The organism is Bacillus cereus group sp. MYBK5-2 (assembly GCF_051915685.1).
Lineage (GTDB): Bacteria > Bacillota > Bacilli > Bacillales > Bacillaceae_G > Bacillus_A > Bacillus_A cereus.
The window spans coordinates 335,866-359,109 of sequence record NZ_JBQAFE010000002.1 but is presented as its reverse complement, the minus strand read 5'-3'; the positions used below and the strand labels follow the sequence as shown (position 1 = coordinate 359,109).

The window sequence follows — 23,244 nt, the reverse complement described above, 5'->3', positions numbered from 1 at the left end:
TCCCCTTAAATGCTTTCATGAAAGAAAGTACTTATTTTTCCGTCTCTTGATCTAACCACCATTTAAATCCACTTTCTTGCAATAATTCATTCGACGCATCTGGACCATATGAACCAGACTCATATTCATGAAGTGGTAATAAGTTTTCCTCGAATGCTTCAAGAATTGGTTGTACCCATTCCCATGACAATTCAACTTCTCTCCAATGTGCAAAGAATGTAGCGTCTCCACTCACAGCATCATGAATGAGTCTTTCATACGCTTCAGGTACTCCCACATCCGCTTGCTCACAAGTAAAGTTAATACGCATCGGTTCAATTTCTCCATTTTTCAATGGATTTTTACTATTTAACTGTAATGAAACATTCTCACCTGGGCTAATTTCAATTATTAATAAGTTAGGTGCTGCATTTGGATTACTATCTTGATATTGCTGTTTTAACGTATTTTTAAATTCGATTACAATACGAGTAGACTTTTCTTTCATTCGTTTACCTGTTCGTATATAAAATGGAACGCCAGTCCAAAACGGATTATCGATCCACAATCGAGCAGCAACAAATGTGTCTATGTTAGAAGAAGGATTTACTCCTGGTTCCTCTTTATATGCTACAACTTGCTCGCCTTTTATCTCTCCTGAAGCATATTGTCCGCGAATGATATGGTTTTGAACGTCTTCTTTTTTCACTTTACGAAGCGTCTCCATTACCTTTCGCTTTTCCTCTCGAATTTCACATGCATTAACCTTTTCCGGCAGATTCATAGCAGTCATCATTAATATTTGTAACATATGATTTTGAACCATATCTCGAATGGCTCCTGCCTGATCATAATATCCTGCTCTTTCTTCAACCCCAACTGTTTCACTAGCTGTGATTTGTACATTCGCTATATGTTCTTTATTCCAAATAGACTGGAGAACAGGATTTGCAAATTCTAGTGCTTCAAGATTTTGAATCATCGGTTTACCTAAATAATGATCAATACGGTATATCTCGTCTTCTTCAAACGTGCGACTAAGCTTATCATTCAGCTCACGAGCAGATGTAAGGTCGTGCCCAAACGGTTTCTCAATCATTAGGCGTTTCCATCCATCCGTTTTATCAAGTCCGCTTTCCTTAATATTTAAAGCGATTGTCTCGAAAAATTCAGGAGCAACGGAAAGATAAAACATTCTATTACCTTTTATATGTAGTTCTTCTTCCCTTTCGCGAACGACTTGTAATAATCTCTCATAGTCTTCCGGCTTACTCACATCTAATGGACAATAGCGAAAGTTATCTAAAAAACCTTCGAGATCTGAAGTCCCTTCTTCTCTATGGCGAGAAAACGTCTCTATTGATTCTTTTATTCTTTTTTGAAAATCTACATGAGATACTTCACGTCTCCCAAGCCCGATAACAGATATTTGCTTTGGAAGCTTTTGATCTCTATATAAGTTATATAGTGCGGGGTAAATTTTGCGTTTCGCTAAGTCCCCTGTCGCTCCAAATAAAACAAAGGTCATTGATTCCAATTTCAGTCCCCCTCTTGTTGTATAATCCTTGTCAATATTTTAAAAATGAATTGTACAGAATCCCCTGTTTTTATAAAAAAACAAAGAGTTATCAAATTCCAATTCCTTTTATACCTTTCGCTTTCTAATTGTCCCCAATATTAATAGTGGCAATTCAAAGCATTTCTACCACAGATTACTTATTTATCGAACCTAACAAACAAATATATATTCGATTACTTTTAGTAATTAAATAATCTTATGTCTAGTATATTAACCATATAAATTATTATCGTCAATAAAAATGTCTTGCATTACATACTATTTATTTCGTAATGCTTTTCTAAGTGTATTCCTAATTACCATTCATTTTCAAAGATAATGATCGATATAATAAATATCAGTTTCGTCAAAATCTTCAATTAATTTTCCGTTAAACTCGCGAGCAGACGTTACATTATAATCAAAAGGCTTCTCTATAATAAGACGGTTTAATCCTTTTGTAGCCCACAATCCACTCTCTTTAATATTTAAAGCAATCACATCAAATACTTCTGGTATAACAGATAGATAAAACATACGGTTTTCAGGAATGTTTAATTCTGTTTCACGCATCTTTACAAGGCGCAACAAATCTGGATAGTCCTCTATATTCGCTGTATTTAATTGACAATAACGAAATGTACTAATAAATTCTTCTACTCCTGATTCGTCATCAGTAGATATTCTAGAAAATGTAGCAAGGGATTGTTCTACCTTTGTTTGAAATTCCACATCTGACATTACCCTTCTGCCGATACCGATAATCGAAATAGATTGCGGTATATTTTGATTACTAAATAGCTTATATAAAGCAGGATAAATTTTGCGTTTCGCTAAATCCCCCTGTCGCTCCGGATAAAGTGAAACTTTAATCAGTGGGGGTTTTGTTCATCCCCACTGATTATTAGTTGAACCAATCGAGCTTTTACAGGCAGTTGCCCCACCTAACTTCTATGATATCGCTGAATTTTGAGGTGGGGGTCTTACTGCCTGTTAATGCGTGGTAAAAGAAATGTCATTGAATCCATTTGTTCTCTCCCTTTTAAAACAATTGCTAGAATAGAATATATAAGTTCATTCGCTACTTAGCACCATACTGTCTCTAAAACCTCATACTTTACCAATGTTTCTTCAATACAATTTTCCCAAGAGCACGTTCTGACTCACTTATGTGGTGTGCTTTTTTTACACCTTCTACATGTAAAGGCAACACATGCGTGACAACAGGTTTAATCTTCCCGCTCTCAATTAATTCTGTAATAAGAGAAAGTTCATATCCGTTAGGTTCAGTAAATATATGGTCACTCTCAATATTTTTCTCTCTTGATATCTCGGTTTGCGGAATTTTCATACCTTTCGGACCATAGATAGACGCTAACTTTCCATTTGGTGCAAGTATTTTATAACTATTCTTTAGTACATCCCCACCTAACACATCAAATACAATATTGTAATTATGCAAAAGCAAAGAAAAGTCTTCCGTTTTGTAATCGACGACAGTATCAGCGCCTAGATCCTTTACAAATTGCATGTTTTTCGTACTAGTCGTAGTTGCAACATGTGCACCGAAACTTTTCGCTAGTTGAATAGCAAACGTACCAATCCCGCCAGATCCAGCATGAATTAAAACCTTATTACCTTTTTGAACATTTGCGAACTTCACTAAGCTTTGCCAACTTGTCAAACCTACTAGAGGGATTGATGCCGCTTCTTCAAAAGATAGATTTCTCGGTTTTTCCGCCACATATTTTTCATCTACAGCCACGTACTCTGCGTACGTGCCGTTTCGTTCAATATCTGGACGACTATATACTTCATCCCCCACTTTAAATGCGGTAACGTTTTTTCCTATAGCAGCAACTACACCTGCAACATCCCATCCTAAAACGAGCGGGAAGTCATAAGAAATTACGTCTTGAAGTAAACCCTCACGTATTTTCCAATCCACAGGATTTACACCAGCTGCATATACTTCAATCAGTACATCGTTGTCTCCCAATAGCGGTGTCTGCATTTCAATCTCTTGTAGTACACTTTTATCTCCATATTGCATAAGTCCTATTGCTTTCATTCTTTTCACTCCTTTACAAGGCTGGGAAATGCGGCAGCACTTCTTCTCCTAGCTCATCCAATACTTCGTCAGCTGGACGTTGACCATCAAATAGAGCAAGGAATAAATGATTCACACCAATACTTTTATATATATCAAGTAATTCAATTAGTGCCTTACGCCCTGTACGGTAACCTAAACGTATCGGTGTAGGACGTTCATTTGGATCTTCAGATAAATCTAAATGCATCGGTTGTATAAATGGTTTGAATACATCTGGATGATAATCCTCTACTAGTTCTCTCCATTGTCCAATTGCTCCCGCCTGATGCACCGGACTACGTGGATAATACATCCATCCATCTCCATGTTCAGCAAACCATTCCATATTTTGCTGACTAAAACCTGTAATAAAGGTTGGAACACGTTTAGACGGTTTTGGAACTAAATTCGCACCATGCACTTCTCCTAGTGTCGACTGGATAGACGGGAAGTTTTTATACAAAATTTCTTCCAAGTAAGCAAATGCTTCTCTAAACTTTTCACCTCGTGTTTCATGACTAACACCTAACGCTTTAAAATCGGCACGTCTGTCACCGGATGAAACGCCAAGCATAATTCTTTCTGGAAATAGTTGATCTAATGTAGCAATTTCTTTTGCTACACGCAATGGATGACGAAGTGACAACACTGTTGCCGACGTTCCAAATGCGATTTTCTCTGTCTTGCTTGCTAAATACGTCAAATAAATCATCATATCGTAAATTTGACCTGTTGCAGGATCACCAAAATCAGGGTCTTGCAGCAATACATCGCGAAGCCATACACCTGTAAAACCGTATTGTTCCGCTTTTTGTACTAACTCTACTTGTTTTTCCATCGTTGGAGCATGAAACTGATAATTTTCAATCGGAATGTGAACTCCTAACGTAAGTTGATCTTTCGCAAACATACGATTATATCCAAAATGGTTCGCAAACTTTTCCATGTGTTTCACTCACTTTCCCTCATTCATATAAATCTATACTTTTCATATTTCTTCTCAAAATTTATAAGCAACACTGCAACACCACATTGTTGCCGATTGTAATCGTTATAACTTTCTTTGTGCTACGAGTGTTATTATAAATCGGCCATAACATGAATAACAGTACGTACTTTAAAGTGATGTAGGCACTTTAAAGTACCTATACTAAGTGAGTAGTAATAAACATAATGAATAAATCGTGCTGCAAAAATAACATCTATCCTTTCTTCAAAAAGCTGTACTGTTGCTTTTGCAAATACGTTTCATTATTTCACGTACTTTCCCTTTCTTTATATAAAATTGTTACTAACCAAATTCAAAATATTATACTTATTTTTCGTACTTTGCTATGCTATAACCACAAACAGGAGGTATAAACTATGAAAGCACAAATTATCCATTCTTTTGGGGGTTCATCTGTATTTCAATTAGAAGAAGTTTCAAAACCAAAACTTTTACCAGGTCATGTTCTAATCGATGTAAAAGCAACAAGTGTAAATCCAATCGATACAAAAATGCGTAGTGGTGCCGTTTCAGCAGTCGCTCCTGAGTTTCCAGCTATACTACACAGCGATGTAGCTGGTATTGTTATTGAAGTAGGAGAAGGTGTTTCGAAATTTAAATGTGGGGATGAAGTATACGGATGTGCCGGAGGTTTTAAAGAAACTGGAGGTGCACTTGCAGAATTTATGCTTGCTGATGCACGATTAATTGCTCACAAACCTAAAAATTTAACAATGGAAGCAGCAGCTGCTCTACCATTAGTTGCAATTACAGCTTGGGAATCTTTATTTGATCGTGCAAATATTAAACCTGGTCAAAATATTCTCATTCATGGAGCTACTGGTGGCGTAGGACACGTAGCCATTCAACTAGCTAAATGGGCAGGCGCTAAAGTTTTTACAACCGCTTCTCAGCAAAGCAAAATAGACATCGCCCATCGTCTAGGAGCCGACATAGCTATTAATTATAAAGAAGAATCTGTTCAAGAATATGTACAAAAACATACGAACGGAAACGGATTTGAAGTTATATTTGATACAGTAGGTGGCAAGAATCTCGATAATTCTTTTGAAGCTGCTGCAGTCAATGGAACCGTCGTAACAATTGCAGCTCGTTCAACCCATGACCTCTCTCCTTTACACGCAAAAGGACTCTCGCTACACGTTACTTTTATGGCGTTAAAAATATTACATACAGATAAGCGTAATGATTGCGGAGAAATCTTAACGAAAATAACGCAAATTGTAGAAGAAGGAAAACTTCGTCCATTGCTAGATTCTAAATCTTTTACGTTTGATGAAGTCGCACAAGCACATGATTATTTGGAATCCAATAAAGCAATAGGAAAAATAGTGTTGAAAAACGTTTGGTAATTATAGTCCGATAAAAATAATGATTGCTCGTTGCTAGAAAGTAACAGAATAAATAAGATTCCTTTATTGCTAACATCATTTATCAAATTTCATGATGCCAGTGATTGTAGGAAGAACAATAAAGTTGCATAAAGGTCAATTTATGCAACTTTATTTATTATAGTTTTTAATTCCCTCTACATATATGCTACATACATATCTAACGGAAAGATTATTGATATATCTGAATTATAAAAACTCCAAATTGCTGTCCCTCTTCCATAAGTACCTACATATCTAAAATTTACTGTTGAACTATGTAATCCTTGAAAACCCCAGCTGAATCCAACTATATAATTTCTTACAGTTAAAATACGAAAATAACCCTATTCTAAGGACCTCAATCGTACCCCATTTTCTGAATAAAAAATAATATTAAATTCATTAATTTAATGTGATAGTATATATTGAACTCTTCATGAGACTATCATTCATATTACTATTTAGGAGGATTTATGAGCAATCAAAATAATAATGAAGCACCAAATAAAATGGAAATCGTAGTCATGATTTTAGGACTATTTTTACCACTCTTCCTTCCTGCTCTTCTAATGCTAGCATTAGGGAAATGGATGCCAGATGAAATTGTATATTCTGGAGTCATGTCATTATTTATTCTGTCCATTGAGTTATTCATAGTAGCTGCTATTTTTACTAAGATTTTAAGTGTTTGTGGATTACCTGAAAAGAAATTAGATGAATTAGGATTTTTAGGATTTACGATTTCAGTGGTTACATCATTCTTAGCTATTTATGTAGGATATTTTGGCATAGCTAAAGTTGGATTAACTTCGGTTCAACTATCACCTCATGGCATTTTAATTATAGCAATCGTATCCACAATTATCTTAACTATTTTATTAAAGGTTTTAGAGAAATTTGATAATCAAGACGAGCGAGATACAAATAAATAAAATTGCAAACGAAAAAGGTATGCTTCAAATGGAGCATACCTTTTTCTTGATTACCAATTTAACATGAGAGATGCCACAACGCTAAAAGCTTTCCAACCTTTACAACAAGTAAAAAAATAACAGCCGAATTTTTCTTATAGTAGAAAATCCGGCTGTTTTCATATCACAATTTACTTTTTGTATATTTCTATTAATAAGTAAAATACAACTTATTTGTCTTACCATCTTTACTTTCTACAGAATACTATGTTGTTTTTAATTTATTAAAATACACTACGTACTAATCCCCCGTCTATTCGCAACGCGGAACCATTAATTGCTGAAGAAAGTGGGCTGCTTAAGAACGTGACAAGATTGGCAATTTCTTCTGGTCGAATAAGTCTTTGAATAATAGAGGTTGGTCGATTCTCTTTCATAAATCGCTTCTCAGCTTCTTCTATTGTCAATTGCTCATTAGGATAAAGACTATTTAACATAGTCTCCACTCCTTCCGTTAAAGTCGAACCAGGCATGATAGTATTAACAGTCACATTCGTTCCTGTCGTCAGCTCAGCTAAACTACGAGAAAGTGAGAGTTGCATCGTTTTAGTCGCACTATAATGAGCCATTTCTTGAGATGGCATAATAGCTGCTTCGCTAGCAATAAAGATGACTCTTCCTTCTTTTCTTTCAATCATTTTTTTCAAGTACGAGCGAGTAAGTCGAACACCACTCATAATATTGACTTCAAACAATTTAAACCAATCTTCATCAGGGATATCAAAATATTCTACAGGTTCAAAAATTCCTAGGTTGTTAATAAGAATGTCTACTTCAGGGTACTTTTCAATCACATTTTGGCACCCTTGTTCTGTTCCTAAATCAGCTACTACGGGTTGAAGGATAGCATCTGGATACTGCATTCGAATTTCTTTTATCGTTTCATTAACATTTTCTTCACGGCGTCCATTAATAAGTACAGTAGCTCCTTCCGCTACTAATGAAGTGGCAATTGCTTTTCCAATGCCTGCCGTAGATCCAGTAACCAGTGCTGTTTTTCCTTTTAATTGCATATGCATATAGATCCCTCCAAATTCATGTGCTACATGATTGACTTACGTTGGAATAAATAATTACGTTTATATTTTGGTTCATTTCTCTTATCTTTAACAGAAAATAAGCTGATCCACCCTTTTTTCAAAAGAGTATAAACGAAAATTATGTAGCTATTGCACTCTGTACGGAATTAAAAATCGAAATTATCAGCATTTAGATCTACTCGATAATTCTGATTCTAATCATTGTCATATTAAAAAATCACATCAACAGCAGAGTAAAGCTAAAACCAACTAATAAATACCATTATGATATATATTAACGATAAAGAAAATTACGCACTTTAAAGTTCCATAGGAACAAAAAAGTGCCCTATAAACTATAATTTCTAACTCTTTATATTTGCTAAAGTAGTATCTTTTTTTATCATAGAAAAGGTTGTAAAATCACACATTCTTACATACAGTTATAGGATTATTTTTATCCTAATTAACTAAAAACCATATAACATAAAGTGAAACTTTAATCAGCCCGACCCCCACCTAACTTCTTTTCTTCCGCTGAATTTTAGGGCGGGGTCTTACTGCCCGGCAAATAGCGGGATAACATTCAAAAAAACCTTGCAGAAAAATTCTACAAGGTTTTTGTCTATATATACAAATTAATCACTATATTAAAATGAAAGAATTTATAATTCATCACAATAATATTAAATATAAGCTGCTTTAAAGGCTTGTTGGACAGCTTGTACTTCTAATGAGTCTTTACCATATAAGTTCGTTGCTACATGAATACAAGCTTCTTTTAATTCTTTAAAGTTAGAAGTCATATTTAATTCATCCGTATTTGCATAATAGAAAATATCAAACATTTTATCTTCTCCAATGCCATGTACGTTTACTCCATTATGGTTTCCACCACTAGCAATCAAGTAAGCTACTTTATTAATAATGCTAGAGTTCGTGTGTACACCACCATGATCGTGGTCAGCATCAATAGGTAAGTTATTATAATGTCTATAGTCCTCCGGATATCTAGAAGAGATAGATGATGGGTTTTTCATATCTCTAAAAATACGACCTGATTGTTCTCCCATTGTCCAATTGAACTTTCCGTTATTAGCATACTTTTCAACTGCTACTCCTAAAATATCAGATAGAGCCTCATTAATTGCACCAGCTTCTCCTGCATACTCAAGTCCAGACTCATTTCTTGTAACCGCGTGTGTAAATTCATGTCCTGCCACATCAAATGCTCTAACAATTGGATCTCCGTATACTAGCATAGCTCCATTACTAAATGCATTAAACCACTGCTTAGGATTTCCTTTATTCGTACCATTTGTGTTCCAACCATGAACGACAGAAATTACTTTTTGTCCGTTATTATCAAAGCTGTTACGGCCATATTTTTCTTGATAAAAATCATATACTTTCGTTGCTAAATAATGAGCACTAACTGCTTTAGGATCAGTAAAATTTATAGAATTACTTGTTACTAAATCATCGAGATAACCCCATACATTTCTTCTATAATTATTATAATCTTTATAATTAGCAGTATATGTTTCAATTCCCTTACCACGAGAATAATCTGCAAGCATGTACGTTCCATCACTTCGCTGCGTAATTCCAAACGTACGATTAATACCTAAGTCATCTTTTCCTGTACCTGTTAATTTTGAAGGATCTTGTGATTTATTTACTGTCGCAGATTGGACAATACTACTATCTACTTGTATACCTAATTTTTGAACGAGTTCTTTTAATAGAGTACCACCAAAAGCATCAATTAATACTGTACCAGATACATATTCAGGTGTAGATGCACTAAAAGTAATTTGATATGCGTTTGTAGCTTTATTTGTATTTTCATCTACATATACTACTTGTTTAATTTCTGGTTCTTCAATAAATGTAAGATCATTTCCATAGATGTTGAAAAGCTGTTTCTTTGCATCCTCTTCTGATAAAGTAATAGGTTGTTTCAAATCTTCCTGTTGTTGTAGATCTTGGGCACTATCCCCCGAAACGCTCGTAAGTACACCATCATCATTAATATGTGCTGTTAGTTGATATCCGTATACATCACGTCCTTCATACGTTTGTTGAAGACGTACCAATGTAGTACCATCATAAGATTTACGACTTTGCGTAACATTATAATTAACTTTGGATTCCGTATTAACTTGCTTTGATGATAATGCTTGTTCTGTTTTTCCTTTTAGTGCATCCTTTGCTACATTTTCTGCCGATTTTTGAGAAGGTGCTGTTAAATTACCTGTTCGGAACGTATCTTCCTTTGTTTCCATTTTTAAATCTTCTTTTGCCGCATGTACTCCTCCATAAGGCATAATCGCCGATAACACCACTCCTGTAGTTAAACCTACCTTTACGAAATTCTTCATATTTTTACTCCTTTATAATCGTATTATCGAATTAAATAAATGTATTTTACAATTTTAAGCTTAGATAAAAATTGTAACTATAGCCAATCGTTTTTACATACCTCTATATACATAGGCTAATAGATTGGTTTGCTACTTTTTAGATTCAATTCATTTCTCAAAAATTACTCATTATATAAGCTATCTTTATATTTATTTATATACGTTATTTTTTGTGGTTCTGATAACATATTTATTGCCATCCACACATTCTTTTTCATTTCTACTTTTTGCATTGGTATCTCTTTTAAAAACGGATTGCCTATAATCGCTTCCATTTCTTCATCAATTCTTTGTATAAGATTTTTTTCTGGATTATTTTGCAAATAAGTATTTTTCAATCCCCATTTTGTCATTATAAATTCATTTGTTTTATTCATAGGATTAATAATAGTAGCTTTACTAGTTAATCGTTTTTTTACTTCATCATGATAGATTTTAATTCTATATCCTTCTTTTAGTGGGATGATATCTTTTACAACGGTTACATTTGTTCCTTCCATTTCCTTCGTATAAATTTTTTCACCTTTCTCATTAAACACCTCTATTGATGCATATTTTTCACCTGCATAATAGCTATGAGGCATTTTAGTAGTAACCGTAAAAACAGCTCGCTTTTGCTCTAAGTCTGTATTTAATTCGGCAAACTGATCATCTCCTAATCCTAGGAATTGAATCGTTTCATTTACCAAATTGCTCACTTTCATTTCGTTAACATCAATCGTTAAACTATTATCCTTTTCCTTTACATAGGCATAATACGTACTGAAATGGTACATACTATCCGTTTTCCCACCTGAAATCTCAACCGTATAGATTCCATTTGGTACGTCTTGTAAATTGATATCTGCTGTTTCAATTGTTTTTTCTTGAATAACTGTATTCCCTTCTTTTAATTTAATCTTTCCTCCTTTCAATGTATCTATTTCATTTGTATTTAAATGGATATGCAAATTCCCTTTTAACCCAAGTGAAGCAATTTGCTGATTCGTAACTATTTCAAAGTTAGAGTTTATCGGAATATCAGGATCAATTAGAGCTCTCGCCTTAGCTAATTGTGATTCAGGCACTATATACGCTAAAGAAGTAACTGCCGGATAACCTTTCGCCCTATTCATCTCTATTTGTTTATGATTAAGCTTAAAGCCCCATCTTTCAAAAACGGGTGTAAAATCAACTTGTACATTCTCGCTATAATACTGATTCATTAAATCTGGTAAAGAATGGTCACCTTTTTTAAAAGTAGCATTACTAGCTAGTTTTCGATAACCTTGATACATTTTTGCAAAAGCTTCATTGCCAGCTTTTTGTTTCGCCATCGTTAAAAGAATAAGTTTTTGTCGTAAATCTAAGTCATCATAATTTTTATTTTCTTTCATTAAAGCATTGTATAAATTCCGTTCTACCTGTTCCTTCTTCCCAAAATTAAATAACCAACCAACTTGATCTGCTTTTTTGCCGTATTTACTATATTGATATTGAACACCAAATAGATTATTAGAAACTTCTCCTGTAAATATTCCTTGATTATCAAAACCAGCTTGGTATCCATGAGCGATTTCATGTAAAGTTCCCCAACTTAGTTTATCTAACCACATCTTTGTACTATCTGTACTATTGGCTGTCCAATTTACGCCATAATAGGCACCGCCAGCACCAGATATATCTGCTTTTAAGAAATAACGATTTTGACTTTTTTTATTTTCAACCGTTGAGCCATCTAAACCAATAATTGAATCATACATCGCAAAAATATCTTCATAATATGCAATTAACTCATCCAACGATTGAAAATCTTTTAAAGATCTTACTAACTCTTTATCTTTTTTAGGTACAAATAATTGAAAACTCTCCCCTTGAATTAACGCATACTCTCCATCAAATTGATCCCATGTACTAAAAAATTGAGATACACTTCCTTGTTGTTTATAAATCGGAAGAGGTTTAGTAACACTTTCATTCCCTAGTTGGTACTCAAGTACAGCGTGCTCTTCACCATACGGAGTATCTATGAAAGGAACTAAAGGCGTATCACCTTGGATAGTAACCCATTCATTTCCTACTTGTATGGATTTTTCATTTTTTGAGTCATTAGACAATAAACGTAATGTTAATTTGTCTTTAAAATTAGGATTCGTTTGTCTTACCTTTAATGGTGTATTTCTCTTCAAAATAAATCCTAAATCTTGTCGATCGTGATATTTCCCCTTACTTATGCCCGCCTGAAATATCCAAGTAGGCTCTTCTAAACTAGTAATTTCTTTTACATTTGTTCGTTCATCAGCATGCAGGTGTATATTTCCTATGAGGAAAAACATTGTATACATTAGGCCTATAACAAGTAACCTTTTCATTTGCATATCTCCTTTTCTATTTTTCATATACAAAATACAATAAAACCCTCCTTCTTCACTTATAACTGTCGTCAGTAAGTTATTTATCAGTGTAATTATTATAGTTACATTAACTCGTGATTATCAATCATTAAATATATGTAATTTTGCATATATGAATATAAAACCAAAAATTTTGAAATACCATGAAATGATCCAATATTATTTCATACATTATTCAATAAAAAAACACACGAAGCCCCTTAAGTCTTCATGTGTTTTCATACATGTTATTACATTTGTAATTGAATAAATTATCTTATTCTGTAATATTAAATTTTGAAACCAATTCCGTTAATTCTTCCACCTTTTCTTTCATTTTGTTGGATTGAATTGATATTTGTTCAATTGATACGGCCTGTGATTGAATTGAATTTACTGTTTGAAGAGTCTCCTTTTTCACATCCGTTGCAGTTTCAGAAACTAGCGAAAGAGAAGCATTTACTTCTTCTGTACCAGCAGACATCTCTTCTGTCGCTGCGGATACTTCTTGAATTTGACTTGTAATCTTATCAATATCTCTCATAATAGACAAGAAGGTTTGATTCGCTTTGTAAGCAGCTTCTTTTCCTTCTACTGCCTTTTGTTGTCCTTTTTGCATGACATTAACTGTATCTTGGGTATCTTTTTGAATGGATTTTATTAAATGATTAACTTCTTTTGCAGATTCTTTAGATTGCTCAGCCAAGTCTCGAACTTCTGCGGCAACCACTGCAAATCCTTTCCCATTCTCTCCAGCACGTGCCGCTTCAATAGCGGCATTTAAGGCAAGAAGATTCGTTTGTTCGGCAATATTAGTAATTGCAGCGAGAGCTGTATCAATCTGTTGTGTACGTGTAACAAGTTTATTTATTACTTTTGATGTTTCCTCGACAACATCATGCACACTATTCATTTGAAGAATAGAGTGATTTATCACTTCACTACCGATATTTATTCGTTCTGTAGTCGTTACTGCTACCTCAGCGACTACTGCTGAAGATTCAGCTACAGTTTGCACCCCTGTTGTAATTTCTTCCATTGAGGATGAGCTCTCCTGAATACTAGATACCTGTCCTTCTATTTTTGTTTTTACTTCTAAAACAGTCTGTACAACCTCATTTGAAATACTAGACGCTCGATTTGTATCTTGTAATACGCCCTCCGTAGTAGAAATAACCTCTTGTGTTGTCATCTTAACATTCGCAATTAATTGTTGAAGGTTATCTAACATACTATTAAAAGACTGAACAATATGCCCTAATTCATTATTTGCTTTATAAGGAGTACGTGTTGTTAAATCTCCAGCTGCTACTTTTTCCATATCATTTTGTAGTAACACAAGTGGTTTTCGGATAGTTAATTTAATAATATATCCAATTAATATAATTATTAAAATTGCTAAAAGCGAAATACTAACAAACATTATCATTGTATTTTGAGCACTATTATTATTTTCCTTCTGTAAAAGCTCTGCATTATTACTATTATATAAAATTAATTCACGAATTGATTTTATTGATTTTTGCATATTAGGTTCAATCTCTTTTAGGTAATATGCATATGCTTCCTCATTATTAGATTTCCCTAATTCTTGCGCTTTCTTCATTTGAGTTCTTAATTTATTAAATGTTTCATAAAACGTGTTATATAATTCTTTTTCTTTAGTAGAAATAACTTTAGCCTCAAACTGCTTTAAAAGATGATCATTTTCCTGACGAATTCCGTCCATTTCTCTTATTAATTCATTCATTCTTTTTTCATCTTTTGATACCATAATTTCCATAAAGTTCATATTAACATGATAAAAATTAGATTCTACAATACCAATCCACTCAATTGGTAGTAAATTATCCTCATACATATTAGAGGAAGTACTTTTCCCTCTTTCTAATCCCCAAAACCCTATTAGGGATAATACTATACATGCAATACTTGATATAGTTATTAATATGTTTAGTTTTGTACCAACCTTACTGTTTCTTAATAATTCCAATTCATTTTCTCCATTCTAATATATAGTTTAAGTAATGTATTTTATACCAAGAATCCAAAAATTACGATGTTTATTTTGTAATATGCAATTTTGCATATCATCCACTACTGATTCAAAATAACCTAACATTGTAATTTTGGTTTTCCAAAAATTCATGATTATGAACACACCCTATTAATTCTTGAACTTCTCATCCAAAATATCCAAAAATATTGTGGCACCAGGGGAACCCATCATTGATATATAAATTACACTACCATACAAGACTAGCTTAAAAATATTTTTCTTATTGCTCATTTTTCTATTTCCTCTCTATTAGAAGTACTCCTAGCACATCACACTAATAAAAACGATAGTATTAAAAAATAAGGAAAGACATAACACCTATGTCTTTCCTCTAAAATTGTAACACTCAATATACTCTTAGCTCTATTTGATTTGCCAGTTAAATCCTCACATTTCTTTCTTTATAATATCTCCTAACTCTGTCCAACTTGTAATACGCGGGATGTTGAGATGTTGATTGTAAGAAGTAGTTTTTGCATACACATTTATCGGTTTTCCTATTAACGTTTCTAAGACTGCCGGCTTATCATCAAAGAAATAGTTTAATTTTATTTCTTGTATGAAGTGTATTTTTTCTTCATCCTTCATTCCATAGAAAAAGCGATCTTCATGTACCGGAAAACCTTTTTCTATTAACCATTTTTTTGTTTGCTCTCCATGCTCTTTAGGTCGCGCCGTTATATAGTAAATTTCATGTCCCTGTCTTTCTAATTCTTGCAATGTCTCTACTGCATACGGAAACGGTGAACAAGAAGTATAATAAATTTCATCCAGCAAACTATTCCACATATGACTGCCTTCCTCCGAAGTCATGCCAAATGCTTCATGAATTTCAATTGTTTTTAAAGAATGAAATATATCCAATCCTATTTTTTTGTTTAATTTTTTATTATATAAATGAAAAGCATGCTGCCTTAAATCAATTAATGTATCATCGATATCAAATCCAAACTTCACTCTTCATCGCTCCATTCTGCCATCCATCTATCGAAAAATATAAGTAGTTTTTATTCCCCTTATTTCTCATCTTTTCGATATGCTGGATAGCCAATAAATCTATAATCTTTTCCAACCTGGGTAAATGATATATCCTTAAATTCAATCGCATCTTGCATTTTAGTAATACCAGTCCCCTCTACAAAGCTAGGCGCCAATTTGCCCCCAATAATTTTTGGTGCGACATATAATATAAGTTTATCCATCAATTTATTTTCAATAAACGAAGCATTTACCTCTCCACCACCTTCAATAAGCAGGGAGGAAACTCCTTTTTGCCCTAAAACATCAAGCATTTCATGTAAGTTTATATGCTTTTCTCCGCTAGTAACAAATACTTTGACTCCTGCATTTTCTAATGCCTTCTTTTTTTTCGCTGCATGATTATTTGTTGTAAATATCCAGGTAGGAGCTTCTCCATCTGTAACAACGTTAGCTTCCATCGGTATGCGTAATGTTGAGTCCAAGATTACGCGAATTGGATTTCTTCCATTTGGAATACGCGTTGTCAATGATGGATTATCCTTTTGTACAGTATTCGCTCCTACTAAAATGGCTGCGTTTTCATTTCGTATTTGGTGTACTTCCTGTCTTGCTTCTGTAGATGTAATCCACTTACTATCCGATAAAGACGTAGCGATTTTCCCATCTAATGTAACTCCTGATTTAATCGTTACAAATGGACGCTTTGTCAAAATATATTTATTAAAGACTACATTCATTTTTTCAGATTCTTCTTCACACACTCCTACAAGTACTTCAATACCTGCATCTTGTAGAATTTTAATTCCACGTCCAGAAACAAGCGGGTTTGGATCAAGTGTAGCAACTACTACCTTCTTAATTCCTGCTTGTACAATTGCTTCAGCACAAGGCCCTGTTCTACCATGATGAGAACAAGGTTCAAGAGTTACATAGATTGTACCACCACGTGCCTGTTCTCCAGCCATACGTATCGCATGTATTTCGGCATGTGGTTCTCCGGCCTTCATATGTACTCCGACCCCTACAATTCGATTATCATTTACAATCACAGATCCAACCAATGGATTTGGAGTCGTTTGTCCCTTCATAGCCTTGGCATTTTCTAGTGCTAGTTTCATATACAATTCATGCTCAATCATGTAAGTGTCCCCCTTCAAAATGTCCAGAACGCTGAATCTTCGTTTGCAAATATTTCTCATTAAACTCTGAGACATCACCCCATAACGGTTCACGACTCGTAACATTTAATCCAGCTTTTTGTAACGCTTCTAATTTTTTCGGGTTATTTGTAATAAGTTTTACAGGTTTTGAGCGTAGCGCTTTTAATACTTCAATTGTATCATCATAGTTTCGAACATCATCTTCAAAACCTAGGTTCAGATTAGCTTCTACTGTATCTAACCCATTTTCTTGCAAGAGGTACGTCATAGCTTTACTAAACAAACCAATTCCTCTTCCTTCATGATTCGCTAAGTAAAATAAAGCACCTGAACCATGTTCTGTAATCATTTGTAAAGACTGCTTTAATTGGAATCCACAGTCACAACGTTTACTACCAAAGATATCACCGGTGTGACAAATACTATGCATACGAATTAGGGCATCTTCAGAATTCTCAAAATCACCATATACAAGCACACTAGATTGCTGCATATCAGCTAAATTAATAGATGAGAGTTTTTTGATAATTCCTTCTACACTATTTGTAACCTCACTACATTGTAACCAAGAATACCATTGGAAAATTTTAGTCTCCCCATATAAATTAATTGGCAATTTGATAGGTCCTACTAAATAAATATCCTTTCCATCTTGATGTATAAATTGAATTTTATCTTCTAACATATGAATTGTATCTGTTGTAACCATTAGGTACCTCCTAGTATTGAGAATCTCTAAAAATTCTCTTCCATTGTTATATTTTTTATTGTTTAACTTACACAACGTAAGTGTTTTTACAGATGCTATTCTTTTTTCTCTCAGCTTATATGCAATATGTATCATTACAACTTTGGCCATTTAAAGAAAAGAGTTTTAGTTACATAAAACAACTTAGTTACTTTATGTAAGTGAGTATACATTCGTAATTAATTTACGTCAAGTAATTAATTATAAAAACATTTGTTACTAATAGTAAGATGTTATATAATTTGTTTTAGGAGGTGAAGGAAAATGAATGATTCTACATTATGCCCTCGCTTTGAAAAAGGAATGAAATTTTTTAGCCAACGATGGACAGCACTAATTATTTACCAACTTTTTTCTGGATCTCAGCGCTTTTGTACGCTTGAATCTTCTCTTCCTGTTAGCGGAAGATTACTTTCAGAAAGATTGAAAGAATTAGAACTAGAAGGAATTGTCGAACGTAAAGTCTTTCCTGAGACACCAGTTCGTATAGAATATTCTTTAACTCAAAAAGGATTTGCTTTAGAAGCTATTATTCGCGGAATAGAAGAATGGTCACAGGAATGGATAGAACTTGAGGAATAACATAAAAGCTTTTTCGTATATAGTTTTAAGTAATCAAATTACAGATACCTATTATTAAAACGCTAGTTTTTCAAGCATTTATGAAAAGCTAGCGTTTTTTAATGAATAAAATAAAATTTAAGAAATGAAACAAGATGATCAAACCGATCACCTTGTTCCTTTAAAGATTAAAATAGTGATTTTAACAACTTTTATTAATACATACTCGATTAACAGAAATAATAAATAGAATTTTTGTAACTAAACAGTTTTATTTTCGCAATACAGTTAGCTTATCCCGCTATTTGCGGACAGTAAGACCACCACTAATTAAATTTCCATTTTATTACATTTGAATATTACTTATGAAATTTCACACGCTCTTCAAGTGGTTGGAATTCTTTTTCACCTGGTGCAGCTGTTGGATTACCAAATGGCATTTGTGCAATTAGCTTCCAATTAGCAGGGACATTCCATTCTTGTTTTACCTCATCGTCAATTAATGGATTATAATGTTGTAAAGATGCCCCTAATCCCTCTGCTTCTAAACCTGTCCACACGACTAATTGGTGCATACCTGATGCTTGGTGTGACCAAATTGGGAAGTTTTCAGCATATGCAGCAAATTTTTCTTGAAGCGATTTAACGATAGCCTCATCTTCAAAGAATAGTACTGTTCCATAACCAGCTTTAAAAGAATCCATTTTTTGTTGCGTTCCTGAGAAATCTCCATCTCCAACTACTTTTCTTAATGTTTCAGTTGTAATATCCCATAATTTATCATGAGCTTCACCAAATAATACAACTAATCGCGCAGTTTGAGAATTGAAAGCTGATGGAGTATATTTCACAGCAAACTCCACAATTTCTTTAATTTTTTCATCCGATACTTGTACCTCTTTGTTAATTCCATAGTAAGTACGTCTTTCTTTCAGTGCAGTATAGAAATCTTTTGTCATAATTCATTTCCTCCTAAGTTTTAATATTCTTCAAAATGATACATTGCGAAGATAATATGAGTTGAAATGAGTTCATTTTTGAACCATTGAACACCATAACACCAATTGCTAGTCATTCTGAATCTAAACCACTGCTTCTTGCTTCAGTTTCCCTAAAAAAACACTTATAGCATCATTGATACAATCTAGTGATCATTCGGTATTATTTTACCCATTCTCTATTCATGTATCCTGCTTGTTTCATATTTACACAAATATGAAAATAACCTTAAATTGCTGGTCAAAAAAGCCAGGTAGCATGAATAACACATTACCTGGCTTTTTACATTTTTAATTTAAATTCAACTAAACATTACCAATGAATAGTAGTAAAAACTATACCTGTCACTTATTTAATAATTAACATCTCATAAGGATGTTGTTCCATAAATCTATTCTCCCAAGGAATCTCTAATGATGTCCAATTTGAACCACCGTCTACTGACTGATACACTCCTTTATTGCTAAACAGATAAAACGTTCCATCACTTGTTGCCTTTAATACTGGTATGATTGTCCCTTTAGGAGTTGGTAAACCTGCATTCATTTCCGCCCAAGGCTGATCTTTTTCTTTCTTATAAATAAATGATTCACAATTTCCATTATTGTAATCATGCGCTACGTGTGGATTTGAAGATGTCGCGATGATAATATTTTCTGGATCATTTGGGTTAACTGCCATTTGATATGCGTAATGATGCTTTAGCCCACTACACATATAGTTCCACGTCTTACCTCCATCATTACTCTCCGCATACTCTTGACCTGGTTCTTTCAAGAATGAATCACCTAACACCCCGTATAAACGATTTGGGGCATTGCGATGTGATGTAAGAATGTGAATATCTTGAGGATAGTTCCCCTCTTTTTCCTCAGTCCATGTCTTACCTCCATCTACACTTTTAATTAATCCCCCAACCTCAATAGTCGTATAAATAGTTTCTGGATTATTAGCATCAATTTCAATATGTTTTACATGGTGTGTATATGTTCTTTGAGGAAAGAACCATGATGAATATGATGGCATTTGTCGATAATCAGTTAGCAGCTCAAAACTGTCTCCTCCATTTTTGGATACGAACATTGCGCTCGGTTCAGTTCCTACATATACAATCCCGTTACCGTCATCCCCCTTCTCTGGAGATACAGAAACTGCTGTAATAGCTCTCATATGAATAGCATTTGCTGGGAACACTTCACCAAAGGAAGGTAACGCACCAATCGCTTCCCATGAACTTCCTCCATCTTTACTTCTCCATAATCCCCTGTCAAAGGTACCACAATACATTCTTTCTGGATCGTATGGATCTGAAGCTAACGCAACCGGATTCGCACCTACAAACTGCGATTGGACGCTCCATGTTGAGTCTTTTTTTTCTGCAATTACAAGTTCTCTATCAAACGCTAATATGAATTTTTCCATTACTAAAATCTCCTCGCTTCATGAATTTTCTACTATGTTATTTAAATTTTGAACATTACAAGTTAAGAGGTGTATTTTGTATGCTATAGCATACAAAGGATAAATTTTATAAGCAATATGTGATTAAAAACTTACATTATATAATTTGTTAACTTCACATCCGTATGATGAACAAGATGTCCTGTTAACTCATATAAGTCCATATGCCACCTCTAAATAAATCGTAATTTACATGCTATAGCATATATAATATAGAATCCATTATTTTATGTCAAACTTTAATACTGTTAATCAGTTCTTTAGCTCGTCTAAAGTAATTTAAAAGTCATAATATAAACAGAAACATTTTATTGTCTATTCAATAAAAAAAGAGTGCAATTTTTGCACTCTTTTTACTCATTTCTATTAGAAATCAAAGTTATCAGGATCTGGACCAACGCGGTGATTTTGATTTAATGCATCGATTTTTTCCATATCTTCTTTCGTTAATTCAAAGTTAAATACATCTGCATTTGCAATAATGCGGTGCTCTTTCGTTGATTTTGGAATTGTGATCACTTCATTTTGAAGGTCCCAACGTAAAATCACTTGTGCTGTTGTTTTACCATGTTTCTCAGCAATTTCTTGTAATGTTTCGTTACCTAATAATTGACCTTGCATAAGTGGTGACCATGCTTCCATTTGAATACCTTGTTCTTTACAGAAAGCTTGTAATTCTTTTTGTGTTAAACGAGGATGGTATTCTACTTGGTTGATCATTGGCTTAATTTCCGCATCTTTTATTACATCTTGTAAGTGATGGATTTGGAAATTACTTACGCCAATTGCACGTACACGCTTTTCTTTATAAAGTGTTTCTAACGCTCTCCACGTATCTTTATATTTCCCTTCTACAGGCCAGTGAACAAGATATAAATCTAAATAATCTAGTTTTAATTTTTTTAAACTCTCTTCGTATGCAGCAATTGTTTCTTCATATCCTTGATCTGCGTTCCATACTTTTGAAGTAATAAATAATTCTTCTCTTGAAATACCAGTTGCTTCAATACCGGCACGAATCCCCTCACCTACAGCTGTTTCATTTCCGTAAATTGCAGCTGTATCGATGCTGCGGTATCCTGCTTTAATTGCTGATTTAATCGCTTCTACAAGTTCTGGTCCTTCTTCTACTTTAAATACACCTAAACCAAACCAAGGCATTTCCACACCATTACTTAATACTGTTTTACTTTGTAAGTTTTTCATTTTATTTTCTCTCCTTTTATTTTACTTGATCTCTTTTTTCTAATGTCATGCTCCATGCTGTTAAAATAACAGCACCTACTACCATAATGCCGCCTACCCAAGCTGTATGAATTAACCCTAACGAGTTCGTTACAATACCGCCTAAATAAGCACCAAGAGCAATCCCAGCATTAAACGCCGCAATATTAATTGCCGATGCAACATCGACAGCACTCGGTACAAATCGTTCAGCTAACATTACGACATATACTTGTAACCCTGGAACATTCATAAATGCGAATAGCCCCATTAAAATAATTGTGATTAACCCAGCTACCTTAAATGGTGCCGTAAATGTTAAAACAAATAGTATAATCGCTTGAATAAAGAACATGTAGAATAGCGCTCGAATTGGATTATGATTCGATAATTTTCCGCCAATCACATTCCCTATCGCAATGGCGATTCCATACACTAATAAAATGATAGTAACCGTATTTGCTTTAAATCCTGTTACCTCTTGTAATAACGGAGATAAATACGTAAAAGTTACGAATGTTCCCCCATATCCTAATGCAGTAATAATGAAAACTAGTAACAGTCTTCCGTTCGTAATCAGTTTAAATTGATCGCGGAATGATACAGACGCACCTTTTTTCATATTAGATGGAATGAGAATACTATTTGCAATTAAGGCGATAATTCCAATTACTACAATTGCTAAAAATGATGTTCTCCAGCCAAATTGTTGACCAATAAATGTTCCAATTGGTGCACCTGTAATAGTTGCAACTGTTACACCAGTAAACATAATCGCAATCGCGCTAGCTCGTTTATTTTCTGGGACAAGTGCCGCAGCAATTGTTGAACCAATTGACATAAACACACCATGCGAAAGTGCAGAAATAATTCGCGCAATAAGTAATACAGTGAAGCTTGTTGCTACCGCTGCGATTCCGTTACCAATAATGAAAATAATCATAATCCACATTAATAACGTTTTTCGTGACATATTAGCTGTTAATGACGTTAATACTGGAGCCCCAAACGCTACGCCTAACGCATATAAAGAAACTGTTAAACCAGCCGTTGTAACCGACACATGTAAATCTTCCGAAATAGATGGTAATAAACCGACACTAACAAATTCAGTTGTCCCAATCCCGAACGCACTAATTGCTAGCGCTAATAACGCAAATATACTTCTTCGATTCGTCTGAACTTCTGAAGACGATGCTGTATATGAATTCAATTGAGTTCCCCCTCTTCCCTATAATTCCTATCATAATAG

18 protein-coding genes are annotated in these 23,244 nt (G+C 34.0%); 3 read left to right on the top strand and 15 right to left on the bottom strand.

Annotated elements, in window-relative coordinates; translation table 11 throughout:
• Positions 1-31 precede the first annotated feature (31 nt).
• The 4 genes from zwf to ACTFP3_RS10070 form a co-directional block, all read right to left on the bottom strand.
• Positions 32-1,516 carry a glucose-6-phosphate dehydrogenase gene (gene zwf / locus ACTFP3_RS10085; RefSeq protein WP_086385139.1) on the bottom strand — a complete coding sequence of 495 codons (1,485 nt, stop codon included), beginning with the start codon at positions 1,514-1,516 and terminating at the stop codon, positions 32-34.
• A 351-nt stretch (positions 1,517-1,867) separates the two neighbouring features.
• Positions 1,868-2,359, bottom strand: coding sequence for a glucose-6-phosphate dehydrogenase (locus tag ACTFP3_RS10080; protein ID WP_440010631.1), 492 nt, complete (start codon positions 2,357-2,359; stop codon positions 1,868-1,870).
• Between the two features lie 295 nt (positions 2,360-2,654).
• The gene (locus ACTFP3_RS10075; RefSeq protein ID WP_440010280.1) at positions 2,655-3,608 is read right to left on the bottom strand and encodes an NADP-dependent oxidoreductase; all 954 of its coding nucleotides are present in this window, start codon (positions 3,606-3,608) and stop codon (positions 2,655-2,657) included.
• Positions 3,609-3,621: 13 nt separating this feature from the next.
• Positions 3,622-4,575 carry an LLM class oxidoreductase gene (locus ACTFP3_RS10070; protein WP_002195683.1) on the bottom strand — a complete coding sequence of 318 codons (954 nt, stop codon included), beginning with the start codon at positions 4,573-4,575 and terminating at the stop codon, positions 3,622-3,624.
• Positions 4,576-4,994: 419 nt separating this feature from the next.
• Here ACTFP3_RS10070 and ACTFP3_RS10065 point away from each other — a divergent pair, with 419 nt between their 5' ends.
• Positions 4,995-5,990 carry a zinc-dependent alcohol dehydrogenase family protein gene (locus ACTFP3_RS10065; RefSeq protein WP_440010277.1) on the top strand — a complete coding sequence of 332 codons (996 nt, stop codon included), beginning with the start codon at positions 4,995-4,997 and terminating at the stop codon, positions 5,988-5,990.
• A 494-nt stretch (positions 5,991-6,484) separates the two neighbouring features.
• Complete coding sequence (locus ACTFP3_RS10060) at positions 6,485-6,943, top strand: epimerase (RefSeq protein ID WP_152121554.1); 459 nt, start codon at positions 6,485-6,487, stop codon at positions 6,941-6,943.
• Between the two features lie 263 nt (positions 6,944-7,206).
• Here the strand turns inward: ACTFP3_RS10060 and ACTFP3_RS10055 are convergent, their stop codons facing one another.
• The 7 genes from ACTFP3_RS10055 to ACTFP3_RS10025 form a co-directional block, all read right to left on the bottom strand.
• Positions 7,207-8,001 carry an SDR family NAD(P)-dependent oxidoreductase gene (locus tag ACTFP3_RS10055; protein ID WP_242555216.1) on the bottom strand — a complete coding sequence of 265 codons (795 nt, stop codon included), beginning with the start codon at positions 7,999-8,001 and terminating at the stop codon, positions 7,207-7,209.
• Between the two features lie 686 nt (positions 8,002-8,687).
• Positions 8,688-10,385, bottom strand: coding sequence for a M4 family metallopeptidase (locus tag ACTFP3_RS10050; RefSeq protein ID WP_326035959.1), 1,698 nt, complete (start codon positions 10,383-10,385; stop codon positions 8,688-8,690).
• Between the two features lie 164 nt (positions 10,386-10,549).
• Positions 10,550-12,778, bottom strand: a complete 2,229-nt coding sequence (locus tag ACTFP3_RS10045) for a putative mucin/carbohydrate-binding domain-containing protein (protein WP_326035960.1) — start codon at positions 12,776-12,778, stop codon at positions 10,550-10,552.
• Between the two features lie 298 nt (positions 12,779-13,076).
• On the bottom strand, positions 13,077-14,792 hold the full coding sequence (locus tag ACTFP3_RS10040; RefSeq protein ID WP_086385133.1) for a methyl-accepting chemotaxis protein: 1,716 nt from the start codon (positions 14,790-14,792) through the stop codon (positions 13,077-13,079).
• Positions 14,793-15,245: 453 nt separating this feature from the next.
• On the bottom strand, positions 15,246-15,815 hold the full coding sequence (locus ACTFP3_RS10035; RefSeq protein WP_086385132.1) for a 5' nucleotidase, NT5C type: 570 nt from the start codon (positions 15,813-15,815) through the stop codon (positions 15,246-15,248).
• A gap of 59 nt (positions 15,816-15,874) precedes the next feature.
• Complete coding sequence (ribD, locus tag ACTFP3_RS10030; protein ID WP_140335670.1) at positions 15,875-16,978, bottom strand: bifunctional diaminohydroxyphosphoribosylaminopyrimidine deaminase/5-amino-6-(5-phosphoribosylamino)uracil reductase RibD; 1,104 nt, start codon at positions 16,976-16,978, stop codon at positions 15,875-15,877.
• Positions 16,971-17,708, bottom strand: coding sequence for a GTP cyclohydrolase II (locus ACTFP3_RS10025; protein WP_326035961.1), 738 nt, complete (start codon positions 17,706-17,708; stop codon positions 16,971-16,973). The genes ribD and ACTFP3_RS10025 overlap by 8 nt, the downstream gene beginning before the upstream one ends.
• A 303-nt stretch (positions 17,709-18,011) precedes the next feature.
• Between ACTFP3_RS10025 and ACTFP3_RS10020 the strand changes: the two genes are divergently transcribed.
• Positions 18,012-18,329: a winged helix-turn-helix transcriptional regulator gene (locus ACTFP3_RS10020; RefSeq protein WP_001000104.1), complete on the top strand. Its 318-nt coding sequence runs from the start codon at positions 18,012-18,014 to the stop codon at positions 18,327-18,329.
• 338 nt (positions 18,330-18,667) lie between these two features.
• Here the strand turns inward: ACTFP3_RS10020 and ACTFP3_RS10015 are convergent, their stop codons facing one another.
• The 4 genes from ACTFP3_RS10015 to ACTFP3_RS10000 form a co-directional block, all read right to left on the bottom strand.
• Positions 18,668-19,267, bottom strand: coding sequence for a nitroreductase family protein (locus ACTFP3_RS10015; RefSeq protein WP_000158938.1), 600 nt, complete (start codon positions 19,265-19,267; stop codon positions 18,668-18,670).
• Between the two features lie 388 nt (positions 19,268-19,655).
• Positions 19,656-20,729 (bottom strand): glycosyl hydrolase, encoded by a 1,074-nt coding sequence (locus ACTFP3_RS10010; RefSeq protein ID WP_000410434.1) that lies wholly within the window; start codon positions 20,727-20,729, stop codon positions 19,656-19,658.
• 405 nt (positions 20,730-21,134) lie between these two features.
• Positions 21,135-21,974 (bottom strand): aldo/keto reductase, encoded by an 840-nt coding sequence (locus ACTFP3_RS10005; protein ID WP_086404021.1) that lies wholly within the window; start codon positions 21,972-21,974, stop codon positions 21,135-21,137.
• A gap of 16 nt (positions 21,975-21,990) precedes the next feature.
• Complete coding sequence (locus ACTFP3_RS10000) at positions 21,991-23,205, bottom strand: MFS transporter (RefSeq protein ID WP_001089891.1); 1,215 nt, start codon at positions 23,203-23,205, stop codon at positions 21,991-21,993.
• Positions 23,206-23,244 lie beyond the last annotated feature (39 nt).